This is a genomic window from Acinetobacter sp. YH12049 (assembly GCF_013419875.1).
Classification (GTDB): Bacteria; Pseudomonadota; Gammaproteobacteria; order Pseudomonadales; family Moraxellaceae; genus Acinetobacter; species Acinetobacter amyesii.
Genome location: NZ_VOZH01000024.1, coordinates 25,604 through 48,075 on the forward strand (window position 1 = coordinate 25,604; position 22,472 = coordinate 48,075).

Below are 22,472 nucleotides of genomic sequence, written 5' to 3' on the forward strand. Positions count from 1 at the left end.
GCATCAATATAAAGTTTCCCATAGCGATAAGTACAGTGTGTTGAATCAATTAGGAGATATTTTTGCTAAACAAGACGCATTGTTGATTGTTACAAAAAACAGCATCCAGCGATTTTTGATTATTTCGTGTTCTAAATGCATTGAATATTCTGCAAGGGCTTCTTTTATATGTGAAAAATGCGCTGAATTGAACTGCAAATGCGTATGTTTATCATTTAAATTTTATATAAATCATAAACTTACAAAAATTATATTTTGCATTCATTTTGAAACTTGTCCATAATATTTGAAAAGGGTATGGAGTGAAGAAAATGCGTGGCAATCCAGAAGTCGTAGACTACTTAAATATGCTGATCGGTGGCGAACTGGCTGCTCGTGATCAATACTTAATTCATTCCCGTATGTATGAAGATTGGGGCCTGAGCAAAATCTTTGAACGTATCGATCATGAAAGCCAAGAAGAAGGCTCACATGCAGATGCATTGATTCGTCGCGTATTGTTCCTTGAAGGAACGCCGAATATGAATCGTGATGATATTGAAGTCGGTACAGACGTTGTGACCTGTTTAAAAGCGGATTTGGCGCTTGAATATCATGTTCGTGAGAAACTAGCACAAGGCGTAAAATTGTGTGAAGAAAAAGGTGACTATGTGACCCGTGACATGCTACGTCAGCAAATGTCAGATACTGAAGAAGATCATACTTACTGGCTTGAAAAGCAAATGCGTTTGATCGAACTGATTGGCTTACCAAACTATATTCAGTCTCAAATGTAAATTGCGAAAGAATCTAAAGACCCAGCACAAGCTGGGTTTTTTATTAAGTCATGAAAACTATTGTTGTAGTTTTTTGATATCTGCCAAAACTTGCGCCGCATGTGTCTGTGTATTCACACTACTGTAGTGATACACAATAATGCCTTTCGGATCAATCAGAAAGGTTTCACGTTTGGCAACTTTCAAAATCCCTAAGTTTCGTACAATACCTAACTGTGTCGCCAGCTTATGCTGGTGGTCGGCAAGAATTGGAAAGGGAAGTCCGAGTGCTTTAGAGAACTTTTGATGTGATGCAACATCATCTAAGCTTGCGCCCAAAACAACCGCATTAGTTTTTAAAAATTGTGGATACAGGGTTTTAAATTGATTGGCTTCTTCTGTACAACCGGGTGAGTTGTCTTTGGGATAAAAGTACAGAACGAGCCATTTCCCTTGATATTGCTTCAGTTCGTGCCATTTTCCATTTTGATCTTGCAATTTAAAGTTGGGTGCGGGTGTGCCAACCCATTGTTTTTGTTTGTTTTGACTGGTGCTGAGTATTGATGTTTCGGCAACTGTGATTTGGGTCGTTGCTATTAAAGCACATGTCATGAAACAGATTTTAAGCAATGAAGAAACTTTCATAGAGCATCAGTTTATATTGTTCTTTATTCGATCTTAACAAATTTTAAAGCGCTGTAGGCTGGCTGATTTTATATTTATTGAAGTCGATTGCGAATGTCTTTTGGCAAATCGGTTGATGTGCTGAAATGCCACTATCAAACTTGCTTTGAACTTTTATACTATGTGGAATCGTTTAATTTTAGAGTTTGTATTGAATCAACATATTTTACTTATTACTGGCTGGGGCGGCGGTCGTAAATTACTTGCTCCTTTACAGCAGGCATTGATCACACAAGGTTATCAGGTCGAATTATGGAATATTTTTGATGCCTTAAATCTAGAAGTGATCGAACAGAAAGTTGAATTGGCGCAGCAATTTGATGTGATTATTGGCTGGTCTCTTGGTGGTCAATTGGCGACGATTTTGGTAGATGAAATTCAAAAAAAATATCAACAACAGAAAGCGCTGATCACATTAGGTTCAAATCCAAGTTTTGTGGCTGATGAACAGTGGCCTGCTGCGATGGATCAAGTCAGTTTTCAAAGCTTCAAACAATCTTTCGAGCAGGATGCAATTTCGACCCTAAAAAAGTTTGGTTATATGGTTTGTCAGGGCACTGATAGCAGCAAGCAAGATTTCATCACCTTGCAAAGTTTGATTCAAGCGCAAAATTTAGATGTGCTTCGAGCAGGATTGAACTGTTTGGAGAAGCTTAATAATGTCAGTATCTTGAAAAATTACACTGGTCATCAATACCATTTGTTTGCTAAGCAAGATTTTTTAGTTAGTTACAAAGTTGAACGCTTACTGCGTAATTTAGCTGTAAAGTTTTTGGAGACTGAATTGGTTTCTGGCTCACATGGCTTTCCATTGTTTCAATCTGAAGTCATAAGTTGCAAAATCTGCCAATATTTAAAGAAAATAGAACAAATCTCTGACTAGCTGGGCTTTATGGCAATTTATTTTTCATTGCCGTGGGTTTAACATCTTGCCACATTGATGTTTTAGCCTGATACATGGAGTGAGGGATGGCCAATTTAACCGATCTACAATTTGATCAGCAGCATATTTGGCATCCCTATACATCGATGACTCAGCCCCTTCCAACGTTTAAAGTGAAACGTGCACAAGGGGTGATGATTGAGCTTGAAGATGGTCATCAATTGATTGATGGTATGTCTTCATGGTGGTGTGCGATTCATGGTTATAACCATCCCGAGCTAAATCAGGCAGTGACCGATCAACTGCAACAGATGTCACATATCATGTTCGGTGGATTGACGCATGATCCCGCGATTCAACTGGCTAAATTACTGTTAAAAATCACCCCGCCCAGTTTAGATAAAATTTTCTTTGCTGACTCAGGTTCGGTTGCTGTCGAAGTGGCCTTAAAAATGGCGGTGCAGTATTGGGCGTCTTTGCATCAACCGAATAAAACCAATTTTGTCACTCCACGTTCTGGCTATCATGGCGACACTTGGAATGCGATGTCTGTGTGTGATCCCGTGACAGGGATGCATCAGATATTTGGTTCCAGTTTGCCCAATCGTATATTCGTTCCAGCACCGCAAATTGGCTTTGACCAAGTGTGGAATCCTATGGATATTGCTGAACTAGAAAAGACACTTGCTGAACAGCATGAAAATATTGCGGGATTGATTCTAGAGCCGATTGTGCAAGGTGCAGGAGGCATGCGTTTCTACCATCCTGAATATTTGCGTCAAGCTAAATTACTCTGCGAAAAATATAATATCTTACTGATCTTTGATGAAATTGCCACAGGCTTTGGGCGAACAGGAAAGCTCTTTGCTTGGGAATGGGCCGCAGTTGAGCCAGATATTATGTGTATTGGTAAAGGACTGACAGGCGGTTATATGACCTTGTCTGCAACCCTGACTACGCAGAAAGTCGCGAATACTATTAGCCAAGGCGAAGCCGGCGTGTTTATGCATGGCCCAACCTTTATGGCGAATCCGCTGGCGTGTGCAGTTGCGCTGAAAAGTACCCAACTTTTAATGCAACAGGACTGGGCGAGTAATATTCAACGTATAGAACAACAGCTAAAGTTGGGCTTGAGTTCGTTAGCTAAACTCAATTATGTGCAAGATGTGCGAATACTTGGTGCTATTGGTGTGGTGGAATTGACCTTTAATGTCGATATGAAAACGCTACAACAGGAGTTCGTCCGTCGTGGCATTTGGATTCGTCCATTCGGTAAGCTGGTTTATGTCATGCCGCCATATATTATTTCTGAACATGAATTAAAAACATTGTTAGAACACATGGTTGAGGTGGTGAAAAACATGGAGCAGCCAGCATGAATCTGCTCAACCATTTTTCAGAGCAGCTTGATCAGCTGAAACAGCATGGCAACTTACGTCAGTTCACGTCAAATCATCAGCACGATCGTTACATTAGTATTCATGATCACAAAATGTTGAATTTGGCGTCAAATGACTATTTGGGCTTGGCGTCCAATGTTCAGCTTCGTGAACAGTTTTTTGATGAGACCCCGAATAATCAACGTTGGATGAGTTCATCATCCTCTCGATTGCTGACAGGAAATTTTCCTGAATATGAACAGCTTGAAGACAATTTAAGCCAAGCCTTTCACGGCCGTGCAGCTCTGTTATTCAACAGTGGTTATCACATGAATATCGGGATTTTACCTGCGCTTGCAGACAGTAAAACCTTGATATTGGCGGATAAGTTGATTCATGCCAGTATGATTGATGGCATCCGCTTATCAACTGCGAAATATGTGCGCTATCGCCATAATGATTTGGCACATTTATCTCAGCTTTTATGCAGATATCATGAAAATGAGGCTTTTGAGCGGATCATTGTAGTGACTGAATCGATTTTCAGCATGGATGGTGATGAAACCGATTTAGCTGAACTGGTACGGATCAAAAAGCAATTTTCCAAAGTAATGCTATATGTCGATGAAGCGCATGCCATTGGTGTGCGCGGTGAGCGAGGTTTAGGTTGTGCTGAACAATATCAAGTGATGGATGATATTGATCTTTTAGTCGGGACATTTGGTAAAGCACTGGCTTCAATAGGGGGGTATCTCATCTGTCATGCGATTATTCGTGACTATTTGATTAACTCGATGCGACCGTTGATTTTTAGTACCGCACAGCCCCCGATCTGTATGGCGTGGACAGATTTTATCTTCAAGAATGTTTTAAATTTAAAAGCAGAGCGTCAATATTTACAGCAAATCAGTCAAAGTTTGCAGCGAGCTGTGCAAGACAAAGGTTTTGATTGTCCATCTACATCACATATTGTGCCCGTCATTATTGGCGAGTCGAATAAAACTGTAGCAAAGGCTCAAGCTTTGCAAGCAGCAGGTTTTTATATCATGCCTGTACGTCCACCCACTGTGCCGCAGCATAGTTCGCGCTTACGCATTTCACTCACTGCTCAAATTACACAAACTGATTTGGATCAGTTGACTCAATTGTTGTGAGTGACTTGTGAATAATTTTGAGATTGATAAATGCCAAGTGGCGTTGCGCTTTGCTCAGGCAGGGCACAGCTATGCTGAACATGCCGTAGCACAAAAAGAGATTGCTCAACATTTATTTGAGTTGATGCAGCAGTATTGTCCAAAGTTGCAAAATCACCCCGTAGAAACCGTTTTTGAAATTGGATGTGGCTCGGGGAATTTAAGCCATTTAATGCTGGAAAATATGCAAATCAATCATTTGGTTTTAAATGATCTGTATGCAGAAATTCAACAGTATTTTCCCTCAAGTCCACAGATTCAGTACTGGCTAGGAGATATCGAACAACTAGAATTTCCACAGCATATCGACTTGATCGCATCCAGTTCGGCTTTGCAATGGGTAGGGAACTTTGCAGGCATTGTAGAAAAAGCCTTTCAAAGTTTAAATCCAGAGTCATATTTTTGTTTTTCGACCTTTGGACAGCAGAATTTACAGGAAATAAAAGCTTTGACTGGGCAGGGTTTGGATTACCTCGATATCGATATGCTTCAAGTCATATTAAGTCAAAATGGTTTTGAAATTCTGCATCTTTCAGAGCAGACAACGGCATTATATTTTGATCATCCAAAGCAGGTTTTGCAGCATTTAAAAGCGACAGGTGTGACTGCGACAGCCTCACATTTTCGTTGGACGAAACAATCACTCTTTGATTTTTATTCAGCATATCAACAGTTTTCTTTGCGTGATGAAACTAGGCAGATGCGTTATGCACTGACCTATCATCCGATTTTTTGTATTGCACGGAGAATGCCATGACAGGGCAAGTTTATTTCATTAGTGGGATCGATACAGGCATCGGTAAAACATATACCACGGGCTATTTGGCTAAAATATGGAATGAACAAGGGGCGCGAACGATCACGCAAAAGTTGATCCAAACAGGCAATGTCGATATTTCTGAGGATATAGAACAACATCGTCAAATTATGGGCACGGGGTTGTTGGTCGAAGATGAAACCAAACTCACGATGCCTGAAATATTTAGTTATCCTGCGTCGCCACATCTCGCCACCAAAATCGATGGACGTGACATTGATTTTGCTAAAATTGAATATGCGACAAAACGTTTAACTGAAAAATATGACAACGTTTTACTCGAAGGTGCGGGAGGGTTGATGGTGCCATTGACTACGAACCTTTTAACCATCGACTATGTTGTAGAGAAGCAATATCCCGTTATTTTGGTGACTTCGGGGCGTTTGGGCAGCATTAGCCATACGATTTTAAGTTTGGAAGCACTAAAAAGTCGTGGCTTGGCACTTTATGCACTGGCTTATAATTTAAATGATGAATCGCAAGATGCATTGATTTCTAAAGATACTGCTGAATATTTAAAAGCATATTTAGCGAAACACTTTCCAGAGGCGTTATGGATTGATGTTCCTGTATTGGCATAATGGGCTAACTCTTTATATTGACAATAGTTGGGCGTATTTATGACGGATCATGCGTTTATAGAACTTGCGATTCAACTTGCGAAAGAAAATATTGAGCAAGGTGGCCGACCATTTGGTGCTGTGATCGTTAAGCATGGCGTTGTGGTGAGTACAGGGGTGAATCAAATATTAATCTCGGGCGATCCGACATCTCATGCCGAGTTAAATGCATTAAGACAAGCCGCACAAAATTTAAATACGACGTCTTTGAAGGACTGTGTCGTTTATGCGAGCGGACAACCGTGTCCAATGTGTTTGGCAGCTCTGCGAATGGTTGGAGTTGAAAAAATTGTGTATGCCTATTCAAATGCTGATGCAGAAGCCTATGGCTTATCTACAGCAGAGATTGCCGAAAAATTAAGACATGAACCTCATGAACAGCAAGGGTTGAGTTTTAGTCAGTTAAAGCCAAACTGTGATCATGAGCTATATGAATTTTGGAAGCAGAAAAATACTTAATAAATAATAAGAGTTTCTTTCTGAGTCACTAACTGTATAGATTTCTGTGAAGAATTAAAAAAGCCAACTGAGGTGATCAGTTGGCTTTTTTTGTTGGAGAGCAATTATTGATTTGCTGAGACACCAATTTTTTTGACATTCAAACGTTGTGCTGCTGCCATCACCATAGCGACATCTTTATATTCTGTCATTTTGTCAGGTTGCACTTTGATCGTATCTTGATCTGCTTGTTGTGCAACACCAGCAAAAAGTGTTTCTAAAGCTTGCTTATTGGCAACGGGTTGACCATTCCAAAATAATTTACCCTGCGCATCAATGCGTAAGGTGACCGGCTCAGGCGGCTTTTCATTGGTTGGCGGTGGCGTACCGTTTGGTAAATCAATATTGATCGAGTTATTTGGAATTGGAATTGTGATAATAAACATAATGAGCAAAACCAACATCACATCGATCAATGGCGTCATGTTGACGTCCAACATAACATCATCGTCTTTATCGGAACCGACATTCATTCCCATACCTTGTCCCTCATCCGATTATGGTGCGGCAACAGGAGTCGTGACAAAAGCAATTTTGCCAATTCCTGCTGCTTGTGTTGCACTAATGACTTCATCAATCGCTTCATATTTTGTCACCTGATCGCCACGGATATGAACTTCAGGTTGCGGACGCTTTTTAGCTTCCGCTTGTAGTCGACTGATCAGCGTGTCTTTATCTGCAATGTATTTTTCATTCCAGAAGATATCGCCATTTTTATTGACAGCAATCTGAATATTGATCGGTTTAGTTTCATAAGGTGTGTTTTTTTCCTCAGGTAACTTCACCGGAACTGTATGGATTGCAACAGGTACTGTAATTAAGAAAATAATGAGCAGCACCAACATAATATCAACCAAAGGTGTTGTATTAATGGCTGAAATTACATCATCTTCGTCACCATCTGAATTGACCATCATTCCCATGGCTGATGCCTCTCTTATTTTGTGTCGTTATTATTGTTTTTGATCTCACCGCTTAAAAGTACGGTGTGTAGATCTGAACCAAAGGTACGAACATTATCTAGAACTGCTTTATTACGACGCGTTAACCAGTTATAGCCAAGAACCGCAGGTACTGCTACAGCCAAACCAATTGCCGTCATAATTAGGGCTTCACCGACTGGGCCTGCAACTTTATCAATAGATGCTTGACCTGAAATACCAATTGCCGTTAAAGCATGGTAAATACCCCAAACTGTACCGAACAAACCCACAAATGGTGCAGTCGAACCGACAGTTGCGAGAAAAGCTAATCCACCACTTAAATGGCTTTGAATTTTATCGATAGCACGCTGGATTGAAATAGTCACCCATGTGTTGAAGTCGATACGTTCCAGCAGATTACCGCCATATTTTTTGGTTGAATTAATGCCTTTTTCTGCAATAAAGCGGTATGCACTCGATTCGTCTAAGGTTTCTGCTGCGCTATCAATTGAAGCAGCATCCCAAAATTTAGCTTCGGCTTCTTTGCCTTGACGTTTAATTTTAGCTTGTTGAATAAATTTAGTGACCATGATGTACCAAGTTCCAATCGACATCAGGACCAAGATAAAGAGTGTCGATTTAGCAACGATGTCACCTTCACGCCATAGTGCTTCTAAGCCATACGGGTTATAGACTTCTTTGGTTGCTGTAGGCATTGGTGGCGGTGCAGGTGTATTTGTTGTATTCGTAGTTTCTACTTGTGTTGTTGCAGTATTTGCAGATTCTTCAGCAAATGCTGCTTGCAGTGGGAGTAATGTACTTGTTACTAAAACTGTAGCAGATGCAAAAATACGCGCAGATTTCATCATTTTATTCATTTATATTCTCCAAATTTTTGTAGATTCATTAATCAAGTTTAAATTCGTATTCAATATCAAACCAATCTTCAACTGGCTCACCATTTTTGAGTGCAGGCTTAAATGTACATAAGCTGAATGCTTTGCTAGCAGCCTTATCTAGAGATTTAGTACCACTCGATTTTTTGACCTTCACTTGTTTCGCACTGCCGTCAGGCCCAACCAATACAGAGATGCGGACAGTTCCTACTTCTTCTGCCATTGCAGCTTCACGAGGGTAATCTGGTTCTTTACATCCAACGCTACCCTCAGATGCACCACGTGTTTCCCCAGCTGGTTTTGGAGCAGGGGCAGGAGCGGGTGCTGCCGCAGCGATTGGTGCAGGTGCTGCAACAGGGCTAGGAGATGGAGAGGCTGTAGGCGTAGGTGTTGAAACGGCTTTCACTGTTTGTGTTGGTGCAGCTTTTTCAACAACCTTTTGTTCAGGTTGAGGGTCTGGTGTTTTGAGCACTTCCTTAACGAGTTTTGGTAATTCAGGTGGTTTTTCAATTGGTTTCGGTTTTTCTGGCTCAGGTTTTTTATCTTGAATAATGATTAATTCAACAGGTTCTTCTACAGTTTTCTCACCTTTTTTGGACAGGCCAGTAATTAATCCGTAGAGTACAATGAGATGCAGAAGAATGACTGCCCCAATTCCGATCAGGCGTTTGCCGGAATTATTTTCTAATTCGGAAAAGCTTTTGCCCATTACTACTCCTGAAATGTGAGACAAACAATCAATAGTGAAATTGGCACTTGAGATATAAGTGTTTTTTGCATTTTTTTATGTTTGACTAATTAATTAAATAAATAGTGCCAGTACAATTCCAGTTGGAATCGTACTGGCAAATTTAGCTTTTAGAACTTGTAAGTACCACGGACATAGAATGTACGACCAGTAGGATCGCTATAACGAGGGTCATAACCATATTGGAAGTTATCTAATACGTTCGATGCAGCAGGCTCTTCAGCAAATAGGTTTTTGATACCACCAGTGATTTCTAAGTTTTTGAAACCACTGTATGTTCCTGCAACGTTATACAGTGTGTAATCAGGCACACGGTGTTTATCAAATTTTTCTTCGCCGATTTGGTTTTGGTCATCGTAGCCACGGAAGAACTGTTGTTCGAAGATGATTTTCCAGTTTTCATAGCTCCAATTTAGGTTCGCTGTGTGCTTCCAACGTAAAACAGCAGGGTCGTCATACACACCTACTAAGCCTTCCCAATCACCGCCTTTTTCTTCTTGGTAGTCATTTTTGATGACATAGGTACCATTAATGCCAAAGCCAAAACGACCTGTCGCGGTTAATGGTGAAAGATAATCTAAGCTAATGTCGATACCTTGAGTTTTAATACCCCCTGTATTCATTAGAATGGTATTGATGTATTCAATACGACCATCGGCACCACGCACGAATAATGAAGCATATTTCTCAGGATCTTCAAAAATTGAAGTTTCACCTACTTGACCAACTAATTCTTCAATTTCAATGTTGTAATAATCAACAGCTAAAACTAAGTTTTTAATTGGTTCGTAAACAAAACCTGCGGTAAATGTTTTAGATTCTTCTGGCTGAAGATCTGGGTTACCACCTTGCATACGGTAGAACTGAGTATTACATTCGGTTTGATATTGAGGTGAAGTTGGATTACCGCCTGGACAAAGGACAGGGTCGTTATATTTTGCGCCAGTGTAGGTTTTACTTTGTTGCGCATTAATTTCCCAAAGGCTTGGAGCACGGAAACCAGTACTGTAGGTACTACGGAACATAAGTTGCTTCATTGGTTCCCAACGAATACCGACTTTTGGATTGAAAGTGTCGCCAAAATCGCTGTAGTCGTCATAACGTGCTGCAAGTTGAGCTTCAATTGTTTTGGTAATTGGAATTTGAAGCTCAGCAAAAGCGGCAGTAATATCTCGGTCACCTTTACTCAGAGGTTTGTCTGGGTCAATACCACTACCCGGTACAAGGCGTACTAACTCAGAGTTTACTTTTGCTTCCCAATCTTGCGTTGTAAAACTTCCACCAAATGCAAAACCAACATCACCAGCTGGTAAGGTGTAAATCGGGCGGCTCACGGTAAAGTCAAATGTTGTGGAATCAAGTGTTGCTTCGTTTGTTGTTCCACTCACATTTAATGAGTTCCAAACGTTAGCATCTGCAGATGGACCAAATGGGTTGATTGTGCCGTCATTTAATCCTTCTTGTAGTTTGTTACGATTTAAGTATCCACTTACAAAGCTATCTGATGCTTCGCCTTTTGCGTAAGTTACGCCACCGTTGATATCCCAACCGTATGCTTCACCTTCAAGTCCGGCAAAAATACGATGTGATTCATTGATAGATTGTGAAACACGGTTGCCCGCTTGAGAGCGTAAGTAAAGTTGTAATGGATCACCACTTAGACCATCTACACCAGGGGTAATACCCTCGCCTGGATAATATTGACTGCTTTTAGGAATCGTGACAGAGCGGCTGTAGACGTCTGGAGCAATAGAAGTCGTCACTTTGCTTTTTGCATAGACATATTCACCAATAGCGTTGAAGTTATCGCTAAGTTTGATGGTTGCACGACCAATTGCAGACAAGTCCTCAGTTTCTGGCTGAATACCAATTAAAGCTTGTGTATTGAGGAAGCAGAGTCCGCCATCTTCAGTGACATTGGTTAAATTATTACAATTCGCTGCACCACCATACGGGTTCGCTAATACACCTTCAGGATTTCCGTCTGCATCTAAAGGCCCGCCGTTTGGATCAAGAAAGTTAGCAGGGAAGCCATTTGCTGAACCAGCATCGATACCTAACTCAGGTAGAAGGCCACCATGACGGCTGACTTTACGGTCTTTTGCCATAATTTCTTTGGCTTTACGGTAGTCAATTGCGCCATAAACGTTAAAACCTTGTTCATCTAAGTCGCCATAGCCACCAAAAATCGAAACATCGTATTCTTCGCCGCCTTTATCTTCTGGTTTGAGTAAACCACCGCTAATACCTAAGCCAGTGTATTGTTTTTTGGTAATAAAGTTAATTACACCTGCGATTGCGTCAGCACCATAAATTGCAGATGCACCATCACGTAAAACCTCAATACGTTCAACCATTGCAAGCGGAATAGTGTTTAAGTTGGTTTCAGATGTACTAAATGGGCTATAAGCCAAACGACGTCCATTGAGTAAGACGAGGGTTTTATCCGGTCCAAGACCACGTAAGTTTGCTGTTGAGCCTGAAGTATTACTTGCACCAACGTTTTGCGCTGTACTGTAACCTGCTTGGTTCGCACTAATTTTAGTCAATGCTTCTTCAGTTGTTGTGACTCCTTGCTTGGTTAATTCTTCAACTTTAATCACGGTAATTGGTGAAGAGCTTTGTGCGGAAACCCCTTTTATTGAAGAGCCCGTTACAGTGACTTTGGCTACTTTCGTTGGCTTAACTGTTTCTTCTTCATTTGTTTCTGCTGCATGCGCTAAAGATAAACACAGCATACTTAAACTAAGAGTACTTAATTTAAGTATTGTTTTGCTAAATGGTGTGCCCCCCCACAGATTTAGCATTTTTTTTCTCTTTCATAGTAAAAGTATTCCTTTTTGTTGTAGTTAGCGATATTGCTTGATTCTTTTTAAGCAATTCAAGTGCCATATTTATATTTAAATTTTATTTTCAAATATAAAATACTGATAAATATCTACATTATTGATTTTAAATTGGAGAAATTTAAGATGAACGGTAAGTATATTTTTTAAAATTATCCTTTTGATTGGGTTTTATTGGGAATTTAACATTTGATCAAAAAAAATAATAAAAACATGATTGGATGCAAATAAATTCTAAAAAAGTGTGATTTAATTCGTATTTATGTATTTGATTTATAAAGCTAATAAGATAAATAAATAAAAAATAAAAACTATAAATTCAGTAGCTTACTTGAATGCCATCTGTCATTTCATCTGAACATGATCCATTATGAATCACGAATGTATTATATTTGTGCAGAATGTGCATGGATGAGTACACATCCAAGAGTTGAATTTTTGATAAAAACGAGCTTTACTCGGAAAGTCACTATTAGTATAAATTTATCTTAAAAAATGAATTTAAAAGGATATTTAATTCAGATAACTTTCAACCAAGGAGTGGTGGCATGAATTTCGCTTTATATTAATTGCTGTATTAAGTTCTACGTTTAAAACTCAATTTAAACTGGATTGTTTTATTTTAGTGAGGGTGGCTTTATTTAAAGTCTGCTTGCGGCTTTGTATTATTAAAAAATCATCAGAAAGGAAAAGGTTTGGAAACTAGAAAATTTAAAATAGCGCTCCTTGCATTATTAATTTCAACAGGGATGATGGCCGAGGTTCAAGCTTCTGCACAATCGAATAAAGTTTTAAATATTGCATTTGAAGCACCTGATGATGGTTTTGATATGGTCAAAACCTATAATTATTATAGTGGCAATATTGCGGAAGCGATTTTTGAACCCTTATTGAAATATGACTATCTAGCACGTCCTGTCGTTCTTGTCCCAAATACCATTGAAGCGATGCCAAAGATTGAACAAGAAGGAAAAGTCTATACCTTCAAAATCAAACGAGGCATCCATTTTTCAGATGATCCAGCCTTTAAGGGGAAAAAACGCGAGCTGGTTGCGCAAGATTACATTTACGCAATTCAGCGAATTTTAGATCCAGCTAACCGTTCTCCGACTTATTCATTTATTGATGGCAAGATCTTAGGGGGGGATGCGGTCGTTGCGGATGCAAAAAAGTCAGGAAAATTTAATTACAATGCAGCAATTGCCGGCCTAAAAGCGATAGATCCTTATACTTTGCAAATTACTTTGACGCGCCCTGACTATAATTTCCAATATATTTTGGCCTATGTTACGTTTGGAGCAGTTTCAAAAGAAGTTGTTGAATTTTATGGCAATAAAATTGCACAACATCCTGTAGGAACGGGGCCGTATCAGCTCAGTAAATATGTGCCACGTAGCAAGATCGAACTGGTTGCAAACCCGAATTATCGTGGTTTTGTTTGGAATTTTAAATCGACAGGCACAGCTTGGGACAATCAGTTAGTTAAAGAAATGAACGGGAAGAAAATGCCGCAAATCGGCAAAGTTTCCGTCAGTATTATTGAAGAAGAACAGTCACGGTGGTTAGCATTTAAAACAGGGCAGCTGAATTTTGATAAATTGACCTCAAATGCAGTACCGCAAGCCTTAGATTCGCAAAATAAACTTAAGCCTGATATGCAAAAGCTCGGCATTAAGCATTATCCAAATAAAGATGCTGAAATCACCTACAGCATGTTCAATATGCAAGACCCGCTTGTCGGTGGTCAAAGCCTTGAAAAGATTGCGTTACGCCGTGCTATCAGCATGTCATACAATCAAGCTGAAGCGATTAAACAGTTATATCAAGGGCAGGCCGTAAAGGCTGAAATGTTTTTGCCAGAAGGTGTGAGTGGCTTTAATCCAAAATATCGCAGCAGTTTGGGATATAACCCATTGCTGGCCAATAAATTACTGGATCGATTTGGGTATAAGAAAGGTGCTGATGGTTATCGAACCTTGCCCGATGGTAAAGCGTTGACCTTAAAAATAAATACTGAAAATAGCTCTAAATCAGTGATTCAATCTGAGTTGTGGAAAAAAAATCTCGATGCCATTGGGATACGGGTACAGTTTAAGGTCAGTAACTTTGCTGATAATTTAAAAGAAGCAATGCAATGTAAATATATGATGTGGTCAGGAGCGTGGATTGCAGATTATCCTGAAGGGGAGAACTTTGCTCAATTACTATATGGGCCAAATTCAGGACAAGGGAATTTAAGTTGTTATCAATCTAAAGCTTATGACGCACTATATAAACAAGCAATTGTGTTGAAACCTAAAGATCGTGAACCTTTTTATGAAAAAATGAACCGTCAAATTGAAGCGGATAACCCTTGGATTATCCATTCTACACGGATTCGTAATTGGTTAATTCACCCTGAAATTCAGGGGTATAAAACACATCCAATGATGAACACCAGTTGGCAATATCTCGATATTCAGCCTAGTAAAAAATAATTGAGTCAGGATTACAATGAAGCGAAATTCGAATTTTACGCTAACCAAATTTGCTACAGCGTGTTTGATGGGGGGAGTGCTATTCAGTGCGATGCCGACATTAGCAATGGCAAAGAATCCAGCAGATCCAAATAAAGTTTTACGTCATATTTTCCCTGTCGCAGAAACAGGTTTTGACCCAGTTGGCGTACATGATCTGTATTCTGCACATGTGAATACCTCAATCTTTGAAACCTTATATACCTATGACTATTTAGCATCACCAGCAAAGTTGGTTCCTAAAACGGCGGCTGCGATGCCAGAAATCAGTGCTGATGGTTTGACTTATACCATTCGCCTGCAAAAAGGCATTTATTTTGCTGATGATCCTGTGTTTAAGGGCAAGAAAAGAGAGTTAACCTCGGCTGATTATGCATATACCTTTAGACGTTTAGTCGATCCACAACTTCGCTCACCAAACAGTTGGCTACTCGATGGCCGCATTTTAGGCATGGAGAAGGTTTTAGATAAGGCGAAAAAAACAGGTAAGTTTGACTATGATGCACCAATTGAAGGCATACAAACTCCTGATCGTTATACCCTTGTCATTCGTTTAAATTCTCCAGATCAAAACTTTCCAATGTTATTGGCTCATCAACCTGCATCGGCTATGGCACGTGAAGTGGTCGAAAAATATCGAGACAAAGCGGGTTTTGTGATGGGTAAACCGGTGGGTACAGGGCCATATATTTTGACACGCTGGACACCTGGCTCACGAATTATTTTAAAGGCCAATCCCAACTATCGTGGTTTTGTCTGGGACTTCAAGGCATCAGATGCCAAAGATGAAAAGATCGTAAAAGCCATGCAAGGCAAAAAAATGCCGCAAATTGGCGTGATTGATATTCAGGTGATGGAAGAATCACAATCACGTTGGTTGACCTTTGCAAAAAATGAAGCGGATTTGTTGGTACTAGATGGAGATTTGTCGGTACAAGCCTTAAAAGATGGAGAGCTAAAGCCTGAGTTGGCTAAAAAAGGTATCCAAATGTCGCGGATTTCTGATCCCTCTATCGACTATCACTATTGGAATATGCAAAACCCTGTGGTTGGAGGTTTTAGTAAAGAAAAAATTGCATTACGTCGTGCAATGGCGATGGCTTATTCAGCAGATAATCAAATCAAAATTTTGATGAATGGTGATGCACAAAAATTACAAAGCCCAATTCCACTCGGTGTTGTCGGCTATGACCCGAATTATAAGTCGAGTATTCCATACTCAGTTAAAGCGGCAAATTTATTGCTCGATCGTTATAACTATAAAGTCGGCGCAGATGGCTGGCGTACTCAACCGAATGGTAAACCGCTTACGATTGAAATGACGATATCGGGCAATAGTAGCCGTAGTCAGCAGTTGGGCGAATTTTGGAAGAAAACTTTAGATAGCATTAAAATTAAAATGACAACAAAGTCGATGCCATTTGCAGAAGCTTTAAAAGCCGAAAAACAGTGTAAAACCATGTTTAAAGCATCTGCATGGATCGCAGACTATCCAGATGCAGACAATTTTATGCAATTGTTCTATGGCAAAAATATCAATGTCACCAACAACGGCTGTTCAAAAATTCCTGAATACGACCGTTTATATGAACAGACGCAGCGTATGAAACCGGGACCGGAGCGTGATGCAATCTATCGGAAAATGTCACGCATATTAGAAGTGTACATGCCTGTCCAAATTAATTATGCACGTTACCGTAGTGTGTTGTCGCAACCACGCGTGATTGGTTATAAAAAGCATCCAATTTTGGCAACAGAATGGATGTACATCGATATTGACCCGAAAAAATAAAATGGAACAAAACTGGAGAAATTATGAAAAATAAAGCTTTGAAACTCACCACCCTCAGTATGTTGATGATCGGCGCTAGCCAATTCGTTCAAGCCGAAGATTCAATACGGAGTACTTTGCCAAAGTTCCAAGCCAAAGAAATACCTGCGCTGTGTGATGCCAAAATTCAGCAAGTGAAAACAGATTTAGCGGCATTTGAGCAAAAAAAGATAAAAAATAATGCAAAAGCAGCACCTGTTTTGGCGGAGTGGGATCAAATTTTTGCCAAATTTGAAGATTTTTATGGACCAATCGGACTATATAGCAACGTCGATCCTGATGAGGTTTTACGTAAGGCTGCGGAAGATTGTGAAATTAAAATTATGGAGTTTCAAACTTCGGTTTATCAAAATCCAAAACTTTATGAGCAAATTAAAAAACTCAAAACCAATGACGAAATTGATAAAAAAATGCGTCAAGACATCTTGGATGGTTTTGAAAATACAGGGGTACAATTTACACCTGAAAAACGTGCTCGTTTGAAAGCTATCTTTGATGAATTAGCAAAAATTGAACAAGAATATGCGCGTAATGTACGAGATAATAAAGAAAAACTGGAGTTTACACCGGCGGAGTTGAAAGGCTTGCCAGACAGCTATATTTCGGGCTTAAAGAAAAATGAAAAGGGCAATTATTTGCTCGGTTTTGAATACCCAGAATACCGTCCATTTATGGAACTAGCAGAAAGCGATGATGCGCGTAAGCGTTACCAAACTGCATTCACGCGTCGTGGTACTGAGAAAAACTTAGTATTGTTAAAGCAAGCAATGGATTTACGTTATGAAATTGCACAGCTCTTTGGTAAAAAAAGCTATGCCGAATGGGTGTTGCAACACCGTATGGCAAAAGACCCTGAAACAGTGAATAAGTTCTTAGCCGATGTTCATCAAACGGTGGCACCTTTAGAGAAAAAAGAAGTTGAGACTTTACGTGAGTTCAAAGCGAAAAGCCTGAAAATTCCACTCGAAAAAGCTGAAATCAATCGCTGGAGTGAGAGTTACTGGAGTGAAAAACTTCGCAAAGAAAAGTACCAAATCGATCAAGAAAAATTGCGTGACTATTTCCCAACCCAAGCATCTCAAGAATGGATTTTTGCCATTTCATCTGACCTTTATGGCATTGAATTTAAGCCTGCGAAAGTTGATGTTTGGCAGTCAGAAGTTGAATATTATGATGTAAAAGATAAAAAGACCGGTGAGCTGCTTGGTGGTTTATATATCGATAAATACCCACGTGAAGGGAAGTACGGTCATGCAGCTGTTTGGGGCGTAAAAGGTGGTAGTACCTTGACTAAGCGTAAACCGATTTCTGCTTTAGTGACCAACTTTAACCGTAAAGGTTTAAATAGTGATGAACTTGAAACCTTTGTTCATGAGTTTGGTCATGCCTTACACGGTATTTTGTCGAATACACGCTATGCATCTCAATCGGGGACTTCAGTAGAGCGCGACTTTGTAGAAGCACCTTCACAAATGTATGAAGAATGGGCGCGTCGTAAAGAAACGTTATCTACACTCGCAAATTACTGTAATCCAACGTGTCCACCTGTAGATGATGCACTGATTAATAAATTAAAAGCAGTTCATAGCTATGGACGTGGTTTACATTATGCACGTCAAGCCTTGTATGCAAAATATGATATGGCACTTCACTCATCAGATGCTTTGAGTGTTAAACCTTTAGATGTTTGGAAGAAAATGGAAGGCGAGACAGCTTTAGGCTATGTCCCAAGTACTGAATTCCCAGGACAATTCAACCATATCATGGGCGGTTACCAAGTTGGCTATTATGGCTATATGTGGTCTGAAGTGATGGCACTCGATATGTTGTCTGCTTTCGGAGATAACCTAAATAACCCTGAAGTGGGACAACGCTACCGTAAAACGATCTTGTCGCAAGGTGGTCAATATGAAGCAGAAAAATTGGTACATGATTTCTTAGGTCGTAAACCTGATAACAAAGCTTTCTTTGATGAAATTACTGGACAACGAGTGAAGTAAGGACAACTTTATGCTGGCATATATCATACGGCGTATATGGCAGATGATCCCAACGATGTTGGGGGTTGTTCTGCTCATATTCTTCTTATTTAACTGGGTAGGTGGGGACCCTGCATATATTTTAGCAGGCAAAATGTCGAACCCAGAGCAAATTGAAAACATCCGTCAACAGTTGGGGGTTGATCAACCCTATTATGTACAATTGTGGATTTTCATTAAGCAGATTTTAACTTTTGATTATGGAATGAGTTGGAGTACAGGTGAGTCGGTGTCAGATATTATTTTGACCCGTCTAGGACCATCGCTGACGATTTTAATTCCTTTAACTATTTTGCAAACGATCATTTCAATTGGTTTGGCACTTGCTGTGGCTTCAGTTCGTGGCACATTAACCGATCGTATGATTATGATGCTTTGTACGATTGGTATGTCGATCAGTATTTTGGTTTACATTATTGTTTTCCAATACGTATTTGCATATCAGTTGAGTTGGTTTCCGGTTCAAGGCTGGAGTGATCACTTTAGCGAAAACTTATTTAAATACGGTTTACTGCCTATATTAATTATGTTGGTGGTGAGTATTGCGCCAACTTTGCGCTTATACCGCAGTTTTGTATTGGATGAAGTCAATCAAGACTATGTTCGAACTGCGCGCGCAAAAGGTGTGGGTGAAAGCCGTATTTTAGGTGTACATGTACTGCGTAACGCCTCAATTCCAATTATTACCGATGTCATGTCGAGTCTACCGGCACTGCTGATAGGCGCTTTCCTGATTGAACGATTCTTTGGTATTCCGGGTATTGGTCGTGAAGTCATTATTGCTGTTGAACGCAGTGACTTCCCTGTCATTAAGGCGATTACAGTCTACGTTGCAGCGGCTACAATGATTTTTAACTTAATCGCGGATTTGATTTATAAACTTGTCGATCCTCGCGTTCAGTTGAAGTAGGTGGCCTATGCTAGGAATATTCAATAAGACCAAAGCAACGGCATCAACACCTGCATCGACTGGCTTGTGGAAGTTGGCGATGCGACGCCTAAAGGCCGATAAATTAGCGATGGTGTCGTTGTTCGTTGTACTGTGCTATTTCGTGGTGTTGCTATTGTCGATGACAGGCGTGGTTGCATCCAATTGGAATAAAGAAGTGGCAGTTAGTTATGCACCTCCAAGTTTTATTGGGGCGGAACTCAATGAAACAGCCAAAACCAAAGCATCAGCAGAAGATATGGCATTGCCTGAAAATCCTGTTGATCCTTTAAAAGATGTAATTGCTGAACTGAATGCAGAGATTGCGACTGAGCAAGGTGGTGCCAATGCAATTGACTACTATGGAGTTGTCGATCCACTAGCAGAAGATATGAAAGCGATTGATCAGCAATTGGGTGGCCATTTGTTAGATCAACAAAGCGAGCTAAAACAAACTTTACCGTTTGGTGCGGATAAATGGGGGCAGGATGTCCTGCAAAAAACCATTAAAGGTGCTGAAACATCTATTATTGTTGGCGTGGTAGCTGCATTACTTGCTGTCGTGATTGGGACAATTTTAGGGGCAATTTCTGGCTATTTCGGTGGTTGGGTCGATGATATTTTAAACTGGTTCTATAACATTTTTACCTCGATTCCGTATTTGCTCTTGGTTCTTGCGATTGCTGCTGTACTACAACAAAAGGGGATCTTGTCAATTGTCCTCATTCTAGGACTTACTGGATGGACGGGGGTGTATCGTTTGATTCGCGCAGAGTATATGAAACATACTTCGCGTGAATATGTACTCGCTGCCAAAGCGATAGGGGTGAGTCATTTCCGACGCATCTTTGTGCATATCTTTCCGAACGTCAGTCATATTGCATTGGTGCAAATCTCGATTTTAGTGGTGGCCTTTATTAAGTCAGAAGTGATTTTGAGCTTCTTGGGATTTGGCGTTCCTGTTGGGGTTGTGTCATGGGGAAGTATGCTTAATGAAGCACAAAGTGAATTGATTTTAGGTAAATGGTGGCAACTTATCGCAGCATCTGTAGCGATGGCGGTATTGGTTACGGCATTTTCGATGTTTACTGATGCACTGCGTGATGCATTAGATCCAAAATTGAAATAACGAGGGGTAAAGGATGACGGAACAAAATCAAACTGTTAAACCAACGCTCCTCAGTGTTCAAAACCTGAAAGTGAGCTTTAAAGCCGAAGATAAAAGCTATATCGAAACGGTCAAAGGAATATCTTTTGACATTCCTGCCAATACAACTGTGGCACTTGTGGGAGAATCTGGTAGTGGCAAGTCGGTGACCTCGTTGGCAACCATGGGGCTGTTACCACGTGACCAAAGCCGTATAGATGCAAGTAGTAAAATTATTTTTGAAGGGCGGGATTTACTGAGTCTGTCACCAAGAGAAATGCGCAATATCTGCGGTAAAGATATTGCGATGATTTTTCAGGAACCGATGTCGTCACTCAATCCTGTCTTTACGGTGGGCGATCAAATTGCCGAAGTATTACGACTTCATCTAGGTATGAGGCGTAAGCAAGCCAGAGCACGGACTTTGGAGTTATTGAAGGAAGTGGGTATTCCTTCTCCTGAAACGAAAATTGATGCCTATCCTAGCCAAATGTCAGGTGGCCAACAGCAACGTGTCATGATTGCTATGGCAATTGCGTGTGAGCCGAAGTTATTGATTGCAGATGAGCCAACCACAGCACTTGATGTGACGATTCAAAAGCAAATTTTAGATTTACTCGAAGCCTTGCAAAAGAAACGTGAGATGTCGATGCTGTTCATTACACATGATTTAGCATTGGTAAGTGAAATTGCCGATCAGGTGATTGTCATGCGTCATGGAGAAATCCGTGAACAAGGCTTGGTCAATGAAGTGCTGGATCATCCTAAAGATATTTACACACGCGCTTTGCTCAAGTGCCGTCCTCAGATGTCTGAGCGTCCTTATAAATTGCCAATGATCAGTGATTTTATGCGTCAAAATGGTGATGAGCTGATTGAGGATGTGCATTTATCTGAGGAAACCCGTAGACAACGAACGCGTGGTCTTACGGGTAACGAACAGATTATTTTAGATGTCAAAGACCTGAAAAAATCTTTTTATAGCCGCAAGGGTTTATTTGGTAAGGATGAATATCAGGCGGTCAAAGGTGTCTCGTTTCAACTGGCGAAAGGTAAAACGCTCGGGTTGGTTGGAGAGTCTGGCTCAGGTAAAACCACAATCGGCCTTTTACTGATGCGTCTACAGGAAGCGACAGGTGGTCAGGCGCTGTTTGAAGGTCATGATATTTTGGCGATGAGCGAAAAAGAATTTACCCAATATCAGCGCAAAATACAGATCATTTTCCAAAACCCATATGCTTCACTTAATCCACGTTTTACTGTGGGTCAAATTCTGATGGAGCCGATGCAAGTGCATCAGATTGGGAAGGATGATGCAGAACGAGAGCAAATGGCGTTTGATTTACTTGAACGTGTCAGTTTGCCTGCACAAGCATTTTATCGCTATCCACATGAGTTTTCTGGTGGTCAGCGTCAACGTATTGCCATTGCACGATGCTTGACCTTAAAGCCAGAAATTTTGATCTGTGATGAGTCTGTCTCTGCATTAGATGTTTCGGTTCAAGCCCAAGTTCTGAATTTATTGCAAGACTTACAAGATGAGTTTGGTTTGAGCTATATCTTTATTTCACATGATTTATCTGTAGTGAAATATATTTCTGACCAAATCATGGTGATGAACCATGGTGATATCGTTGAAATTGCAAACTCGGATGAGTTGTATAGATCGCCGCAGCATGAATATACCAAGCGTTTGCTGAGTGCGATTCCACAAACCACTGAACAATTTGCTTAGTAATCATAAAAAAACCGCTCAAATGAGCGGTTTT

Annotated in this window: 19 protein-coding genes; 13 read left to right on the forward strand and 6 right to left on the reverse strand. The window is 40.3% G+C overall.

Going from position 1 to position 22,472, the window contains the following annotated elements; translation table 11 throughout:
- The first annotated feature begins 311 nt into the window (after positions 1–311).
- Positions 312–776, forward strand: coding sequence for a bacterioferritin (bfr, locus tag FTU05_RS11605; RefSeq protein WP_067762676.1), 465 nt, complete (start codon positions 312–314; stop codon positions 774–776).
- Between the two features lie 57 nt (positions 777–833).
- Here bfr and FTU05_RS11610 read toward each other — a convergent pair whose 3' ends face one another.
- On the reverse strand, positions 834–1,367 hold the full coding sequence (locus FTU05_RS11610) for a peroxiredoxin (RefSeq protein WP_373685300.1): 534 nt from the start codon (positions 1,365–1,367) through the stop codon (positions 834–836).
- Between the two features lie 193 nt (positions 1,368–1,560).
- Between FTU05_RS11610 and FTU05_RS11615 the strand changes: the two genes are divergently transcribed.
- The 6 genes from FTU05_RS11615 to FTU05_RS11640 all read left to right on the forward strand — a co-directional run bounded on the left by FTU05_RS11615 (position 1,561) and on the right by FTU05_RS11640 (position 6,790).
- Positions 1,561–2,322 (forward strand): hydrolase, encoded by a 762-nt coding sequence (locus FTU05_RS11615; protein ID WP_180163558.1) that lies wholly within the window; start codon positions 1,561–1,563, stop codon positions 2,320–2,322.
- An 86-nt stretch (positions 2,323–2,408) separates the two neighbouring features.
- The gene (bioA, locus tag FTU05_RS11620) at positions 2,409–3,701 is read left to right on the forward strand and encodes an adenosylmethionine--8-amino-7-oxononanoate transaminase (protein WP_180165400.1); all 1,293 of its coding nucleotides are present in this window, start codon (positions 2,409–2,411) and stop codon (positions 3,699–3,701) included.
- A complete protein-coding gene (locus FTU05_RS11625; protein WP_180165401.1) occupies positions 3,698–4,855 on the forward strand; it encodes an 8-amino-7-oxononanoate synthase in 1,158 nt (385 codons plus the stop codon). Before bioA ends, FTU05_RS11625 begins: the two co-directional genes overlap by 4 nt.
- A 7-nt stretch (positions 4,856–4,862) precedes the next feature.
- Entirely contained in the window at positions 4,863–5,651 is a 789-nt protein-coding gene (gene bioC, locus FTU05_RS11630) for a malonyl-ACP O-methyltransferase BioC (protein WP_180165402.1), read from the forward strand.
- Positions 5,648–6,292, forward strand: a complete 645-nt coding sequence (gene bioD / locus FTU05_RS11635) for a dethiobiotin synthase (protein WP_180165404.1) — start codon at positions 5,648–5,650, stop codon at positions 6,290–6,292. Before bioC ends, bioD begins: the two co-directional genes overlap by 4 nt.
- A 39-nt stretch (positions 6,293–6,331) precedes the next feature.
- The gene (locus FTU05_RS11640; protein ID WP_180129905.1) at positions 6,332–6,790 is read left to right on the forward strand and encodes a nucleoside deaminase; all 459 of its coding nucleotides are present in this window, start codon (positions 6,332–6,334) and stop codon (positions 6,788–6,790) included.
- 104 nt (positions 6,791–6,894) lie between these two features.
- On the opposite strand, the gene FTU05_RS11645 is transcribed toward FTU05_RS11640, so the two are convergent.
- The 5 genes from FTU05_RS11645 to FTU05_RS11665 all read right to left on the reverse strand — a co-directional run bounded on the left by FTU05_RS11645 (position 6,895) and on the right by FTU05_RS11665 (position 12,203).
- On the reverse strand, positions 6,895–7,308 hold the full coding sequence (locus tag FTU05_RS11645) for a biopolymer transporter ExbD (RefSeq protein WP_078190075.1): 414 nt from the start codon (positions 7,306–7,308) through the stop codon (positions 6,895–6,897).
- Between the two features lie 18 nt (positions 7,309–7,326).
- The gene (locus tag FTU05_RS11650; RefSeq protein WP_078190074.1) at positions 7,327–7,752 is read right to left on the reverse strand and encodes a biopolymer transporter ExbD; all 426 of its coding nucleotides are present in this window, start codon (positions 7,750–7,752) and stop codon (positions 7,327–7,329) included.
- Positions 7,753–7,766: 14 nt separating this feature from the next.
- Positions 7,767–8,630, reverse strand: a complete 864-nt coding sequence (locus FTU05_RS11655; protein ID WP_180165406.1) for a MotA/TolQ/ExbB proton channel family protein — start codon at positions 8,628–8,630, stop codon at positions 7,767–7,769.
- 28 nt (positions 8,631–8,658) lie between these two features.
- Positions 8,659–9,357, reverse strand: a complete 699-nt coding sequence (locus FTU05_RS11660) for an energy transducer TonB (RefSeq protein WP_180026721.1) — start codon at positions 9,355–9,357, stop codon at positions 8,659–8,661.
- 149 nt (positions 9,358–9,506) lie between these two features.
- Positions 9,507–12,203, reverse strand: a complete 2,697-nt coding sequence (locus FTU05_RS11665; RefSeq protein WP_218953368.1) for a TonB-dependent receptor — start codon at positions 12,201–12,203, stop codon at positions 9,507–9,509.
- A 788-nt stretch (positions 12,204–12,991) separates the two neighbouring features.
- On the opposite strand from FTU05_RS11665, the gene FTU05_RS11670 reads away from it, so the two are divergent.
- From FTU05_RS11670 to FTU05_RS11695, 6 genes are all read left to right on the forward strand, one after another.
- On the forward strand, positions 12,992–14,719 hold the full coding sequence (locus FTU05_RS11670; RefSeq protein ID WP_180055390.1) for an ABC transporter substrate-binding protein: 1,728 nt from the start codon (positions 12,992–12,994) through the stop codon (positions 14,717–14,719).
- Between the two features lie 67 nt (positions 14,720–14,786).
- On the forward strand, positions 14,787–16,550 hold the full coding sequence (locus FTU05_RS11675; protein WP_373685302.1) for an ABC transporter substrate-binding protein: 1,764 nt from the start codon (positions 14,787–14,789) through the stop codon (positions 16,548–16,550).
- Between the two features lie 23 nt (positions 16,551–16,573).
- Positions 16,574–18,589 carry a M3 family metallopeptidase gene (locus tag FTU05_RS11680; protein WP_180165412.1) on the forward strand — a complete coding sequence of 672 codons (2,016 nt, stop codon included), beginning with the start codon at positions 16,574–16,576 and terminating at the stop codon, positions 18,587–18,589.
- Between the two features lie 10 nt (positions 18,590–18,599).
- A complete protein-coding gene (locus FTU05_RS11685) occupies positions 18,600–19,538 on the forward strand; it encodes an ABC transporter permease (protein WP_078190067.1) in 939 nt (312 codons plus the stop codon).
- Positions 19,539–19,545: 7 nt separating this feature from the next.
- Positions 19,546–20,685 (forward strand): ABC transporter permease, encoded by a 1,140-nt coding sequence (locus tag FTU05_RS11690; RefSeq protein WP_078190066.1) that lies wholly within the window; start codon positions 19,546–19,548, stop codon positions 20,683–20,685.
- Between the two features lie 13 nt (positions 20,686–20,698).
- Positions 20,699–22,438 carry an ABC transporter ATP-binding protein gene (locus FTU05_RS11695; RefSeq protein ID WP_180165414.1) on the forward strand — a complete coding sequence of 580 codons (1,740 nt, stop codon included), beginning with the start codon at positions 20,699–20,701 and terminating at the stop codon, positions 22,436–22,438.
- Positions 22,439–22,472: the final 34 nt, after the last annotated feature.

Coding starts and splice junctions, on each gene's coding strand:
- FTU05_RS11625 (WP_180165401.1), top strand. CDS start 3,698: ATGAATCTGCTCAACCATTTTTCAGAGCAGCTTGATCAGCTGAAACAG.
- FTU05_RS11685 (WP_078190067.1), top strand. CDS start 18,600: ATGCTGGCATATATCATACGGCGTATATGGCAGATGATCCCAACGATG.
- FTU05_RS11670 (WP_180055390.1), top strand. CDS start 12,992: ATGATGGCCGAGGTTCAAGCTTCTGCACAATCGAATAAAGTTTTAAAT.
- FTU05_RS11690 (WP_078190066.1), top strand. CDS start 19,546: ATGCTAGGAATATTCAATAAGACCAAAGCAACGGCATCAACACCTGCA.
- bfr (WP_067762676.1), top strand. CDS start 312: ATGCGTGGCAATCCAGAAGTCGTAGACTACTTAAATATGCTGATCGGT.
- FTU05_RS11680 (WP_180165412.1), top strand. CDS start 16,574: ATGAAAAATAAAGCTTTGAAACTCACCACCCTCAGTATGTTGATGATC.
- FTU05_RS11695 (WP_180165414.1), top strand. CDS start 20,699: ATGACGGAACAAAATCAAACTGTTAAACCAACGCTCCTCAGTGTTCAA.
- FTU05_RS11610 (WP_373685300.1), bottom strand. CDS start 1,367: ATGACATGTGCTTTAATAGCAACGACCCAAATCACAGTTGCCGAAACA.
- FTU05_RS11665 (WP_218953368.1), bottom strand. CDS start 12,203: ATGCTAAATCTGTGGGGGGGCACACCATTTAGCAAAACAATACTTAAA.
- FTU05_RS11655 (WP_180165406.1), bottom strand. CDS start 8,630: ATGAATAAAATGATGAAATCTGCGCGTATTTTTGCATCTGCTACAGTT.
- FTU05_RS11660 (WP_180026721.1), bottom strand. CDS start 9,357: ATGGGCAAAAGCTTTTCCGAATTAGAAAATAATTCCGGCAAACGCCTG.
- FTU05_RS11675 (WP_373685302.1), top strand. CDS start 14,787: ATGGGGGGAGTGCTATTCAGTGCGATGCCGACATTAGCAATGGCAAAG.
- FTU05_RS11615 (WP_180163558.1), top strand. CDS start 1,561: ATGTGGAATCGTTTAATTTTAGAGTTTGTATTGAATCAACATATTTTA.
- FTU05_RS11645 (WP_078190075.1), bottom strand. CDS start 7,308: ATGGGAATGAATGTCGGTTCCGATAAAGACGATGATGTTATGTTGGAC.
- FTU05_RS11640 (WP_180129905.1), top strand. CDS start 6,332: ATGACGGATCATGCGTTTATAGAACTTGCGATTCAACTTGCGAAAGAA.
- bioA (WP_180165400.1), top strand. CDS start 2,409: ATGGCCAATTTAACCGATCTACAATTTGATCAGCAGCATATTTGGCAT.
- FTU05_RS11650 (WP_078190074.1), bottom strand. CDS start 7,752: ATGGGAATGATGGTCAATTCAGATGGTGACGAAGATGATGTAATTTCA.
- bioD (WP_180165404.1), top strand. CDS start 5,648: ATGACAGGGCAAGTTTATTTCATTAGTGGGATCGATACAGGCATCGGT.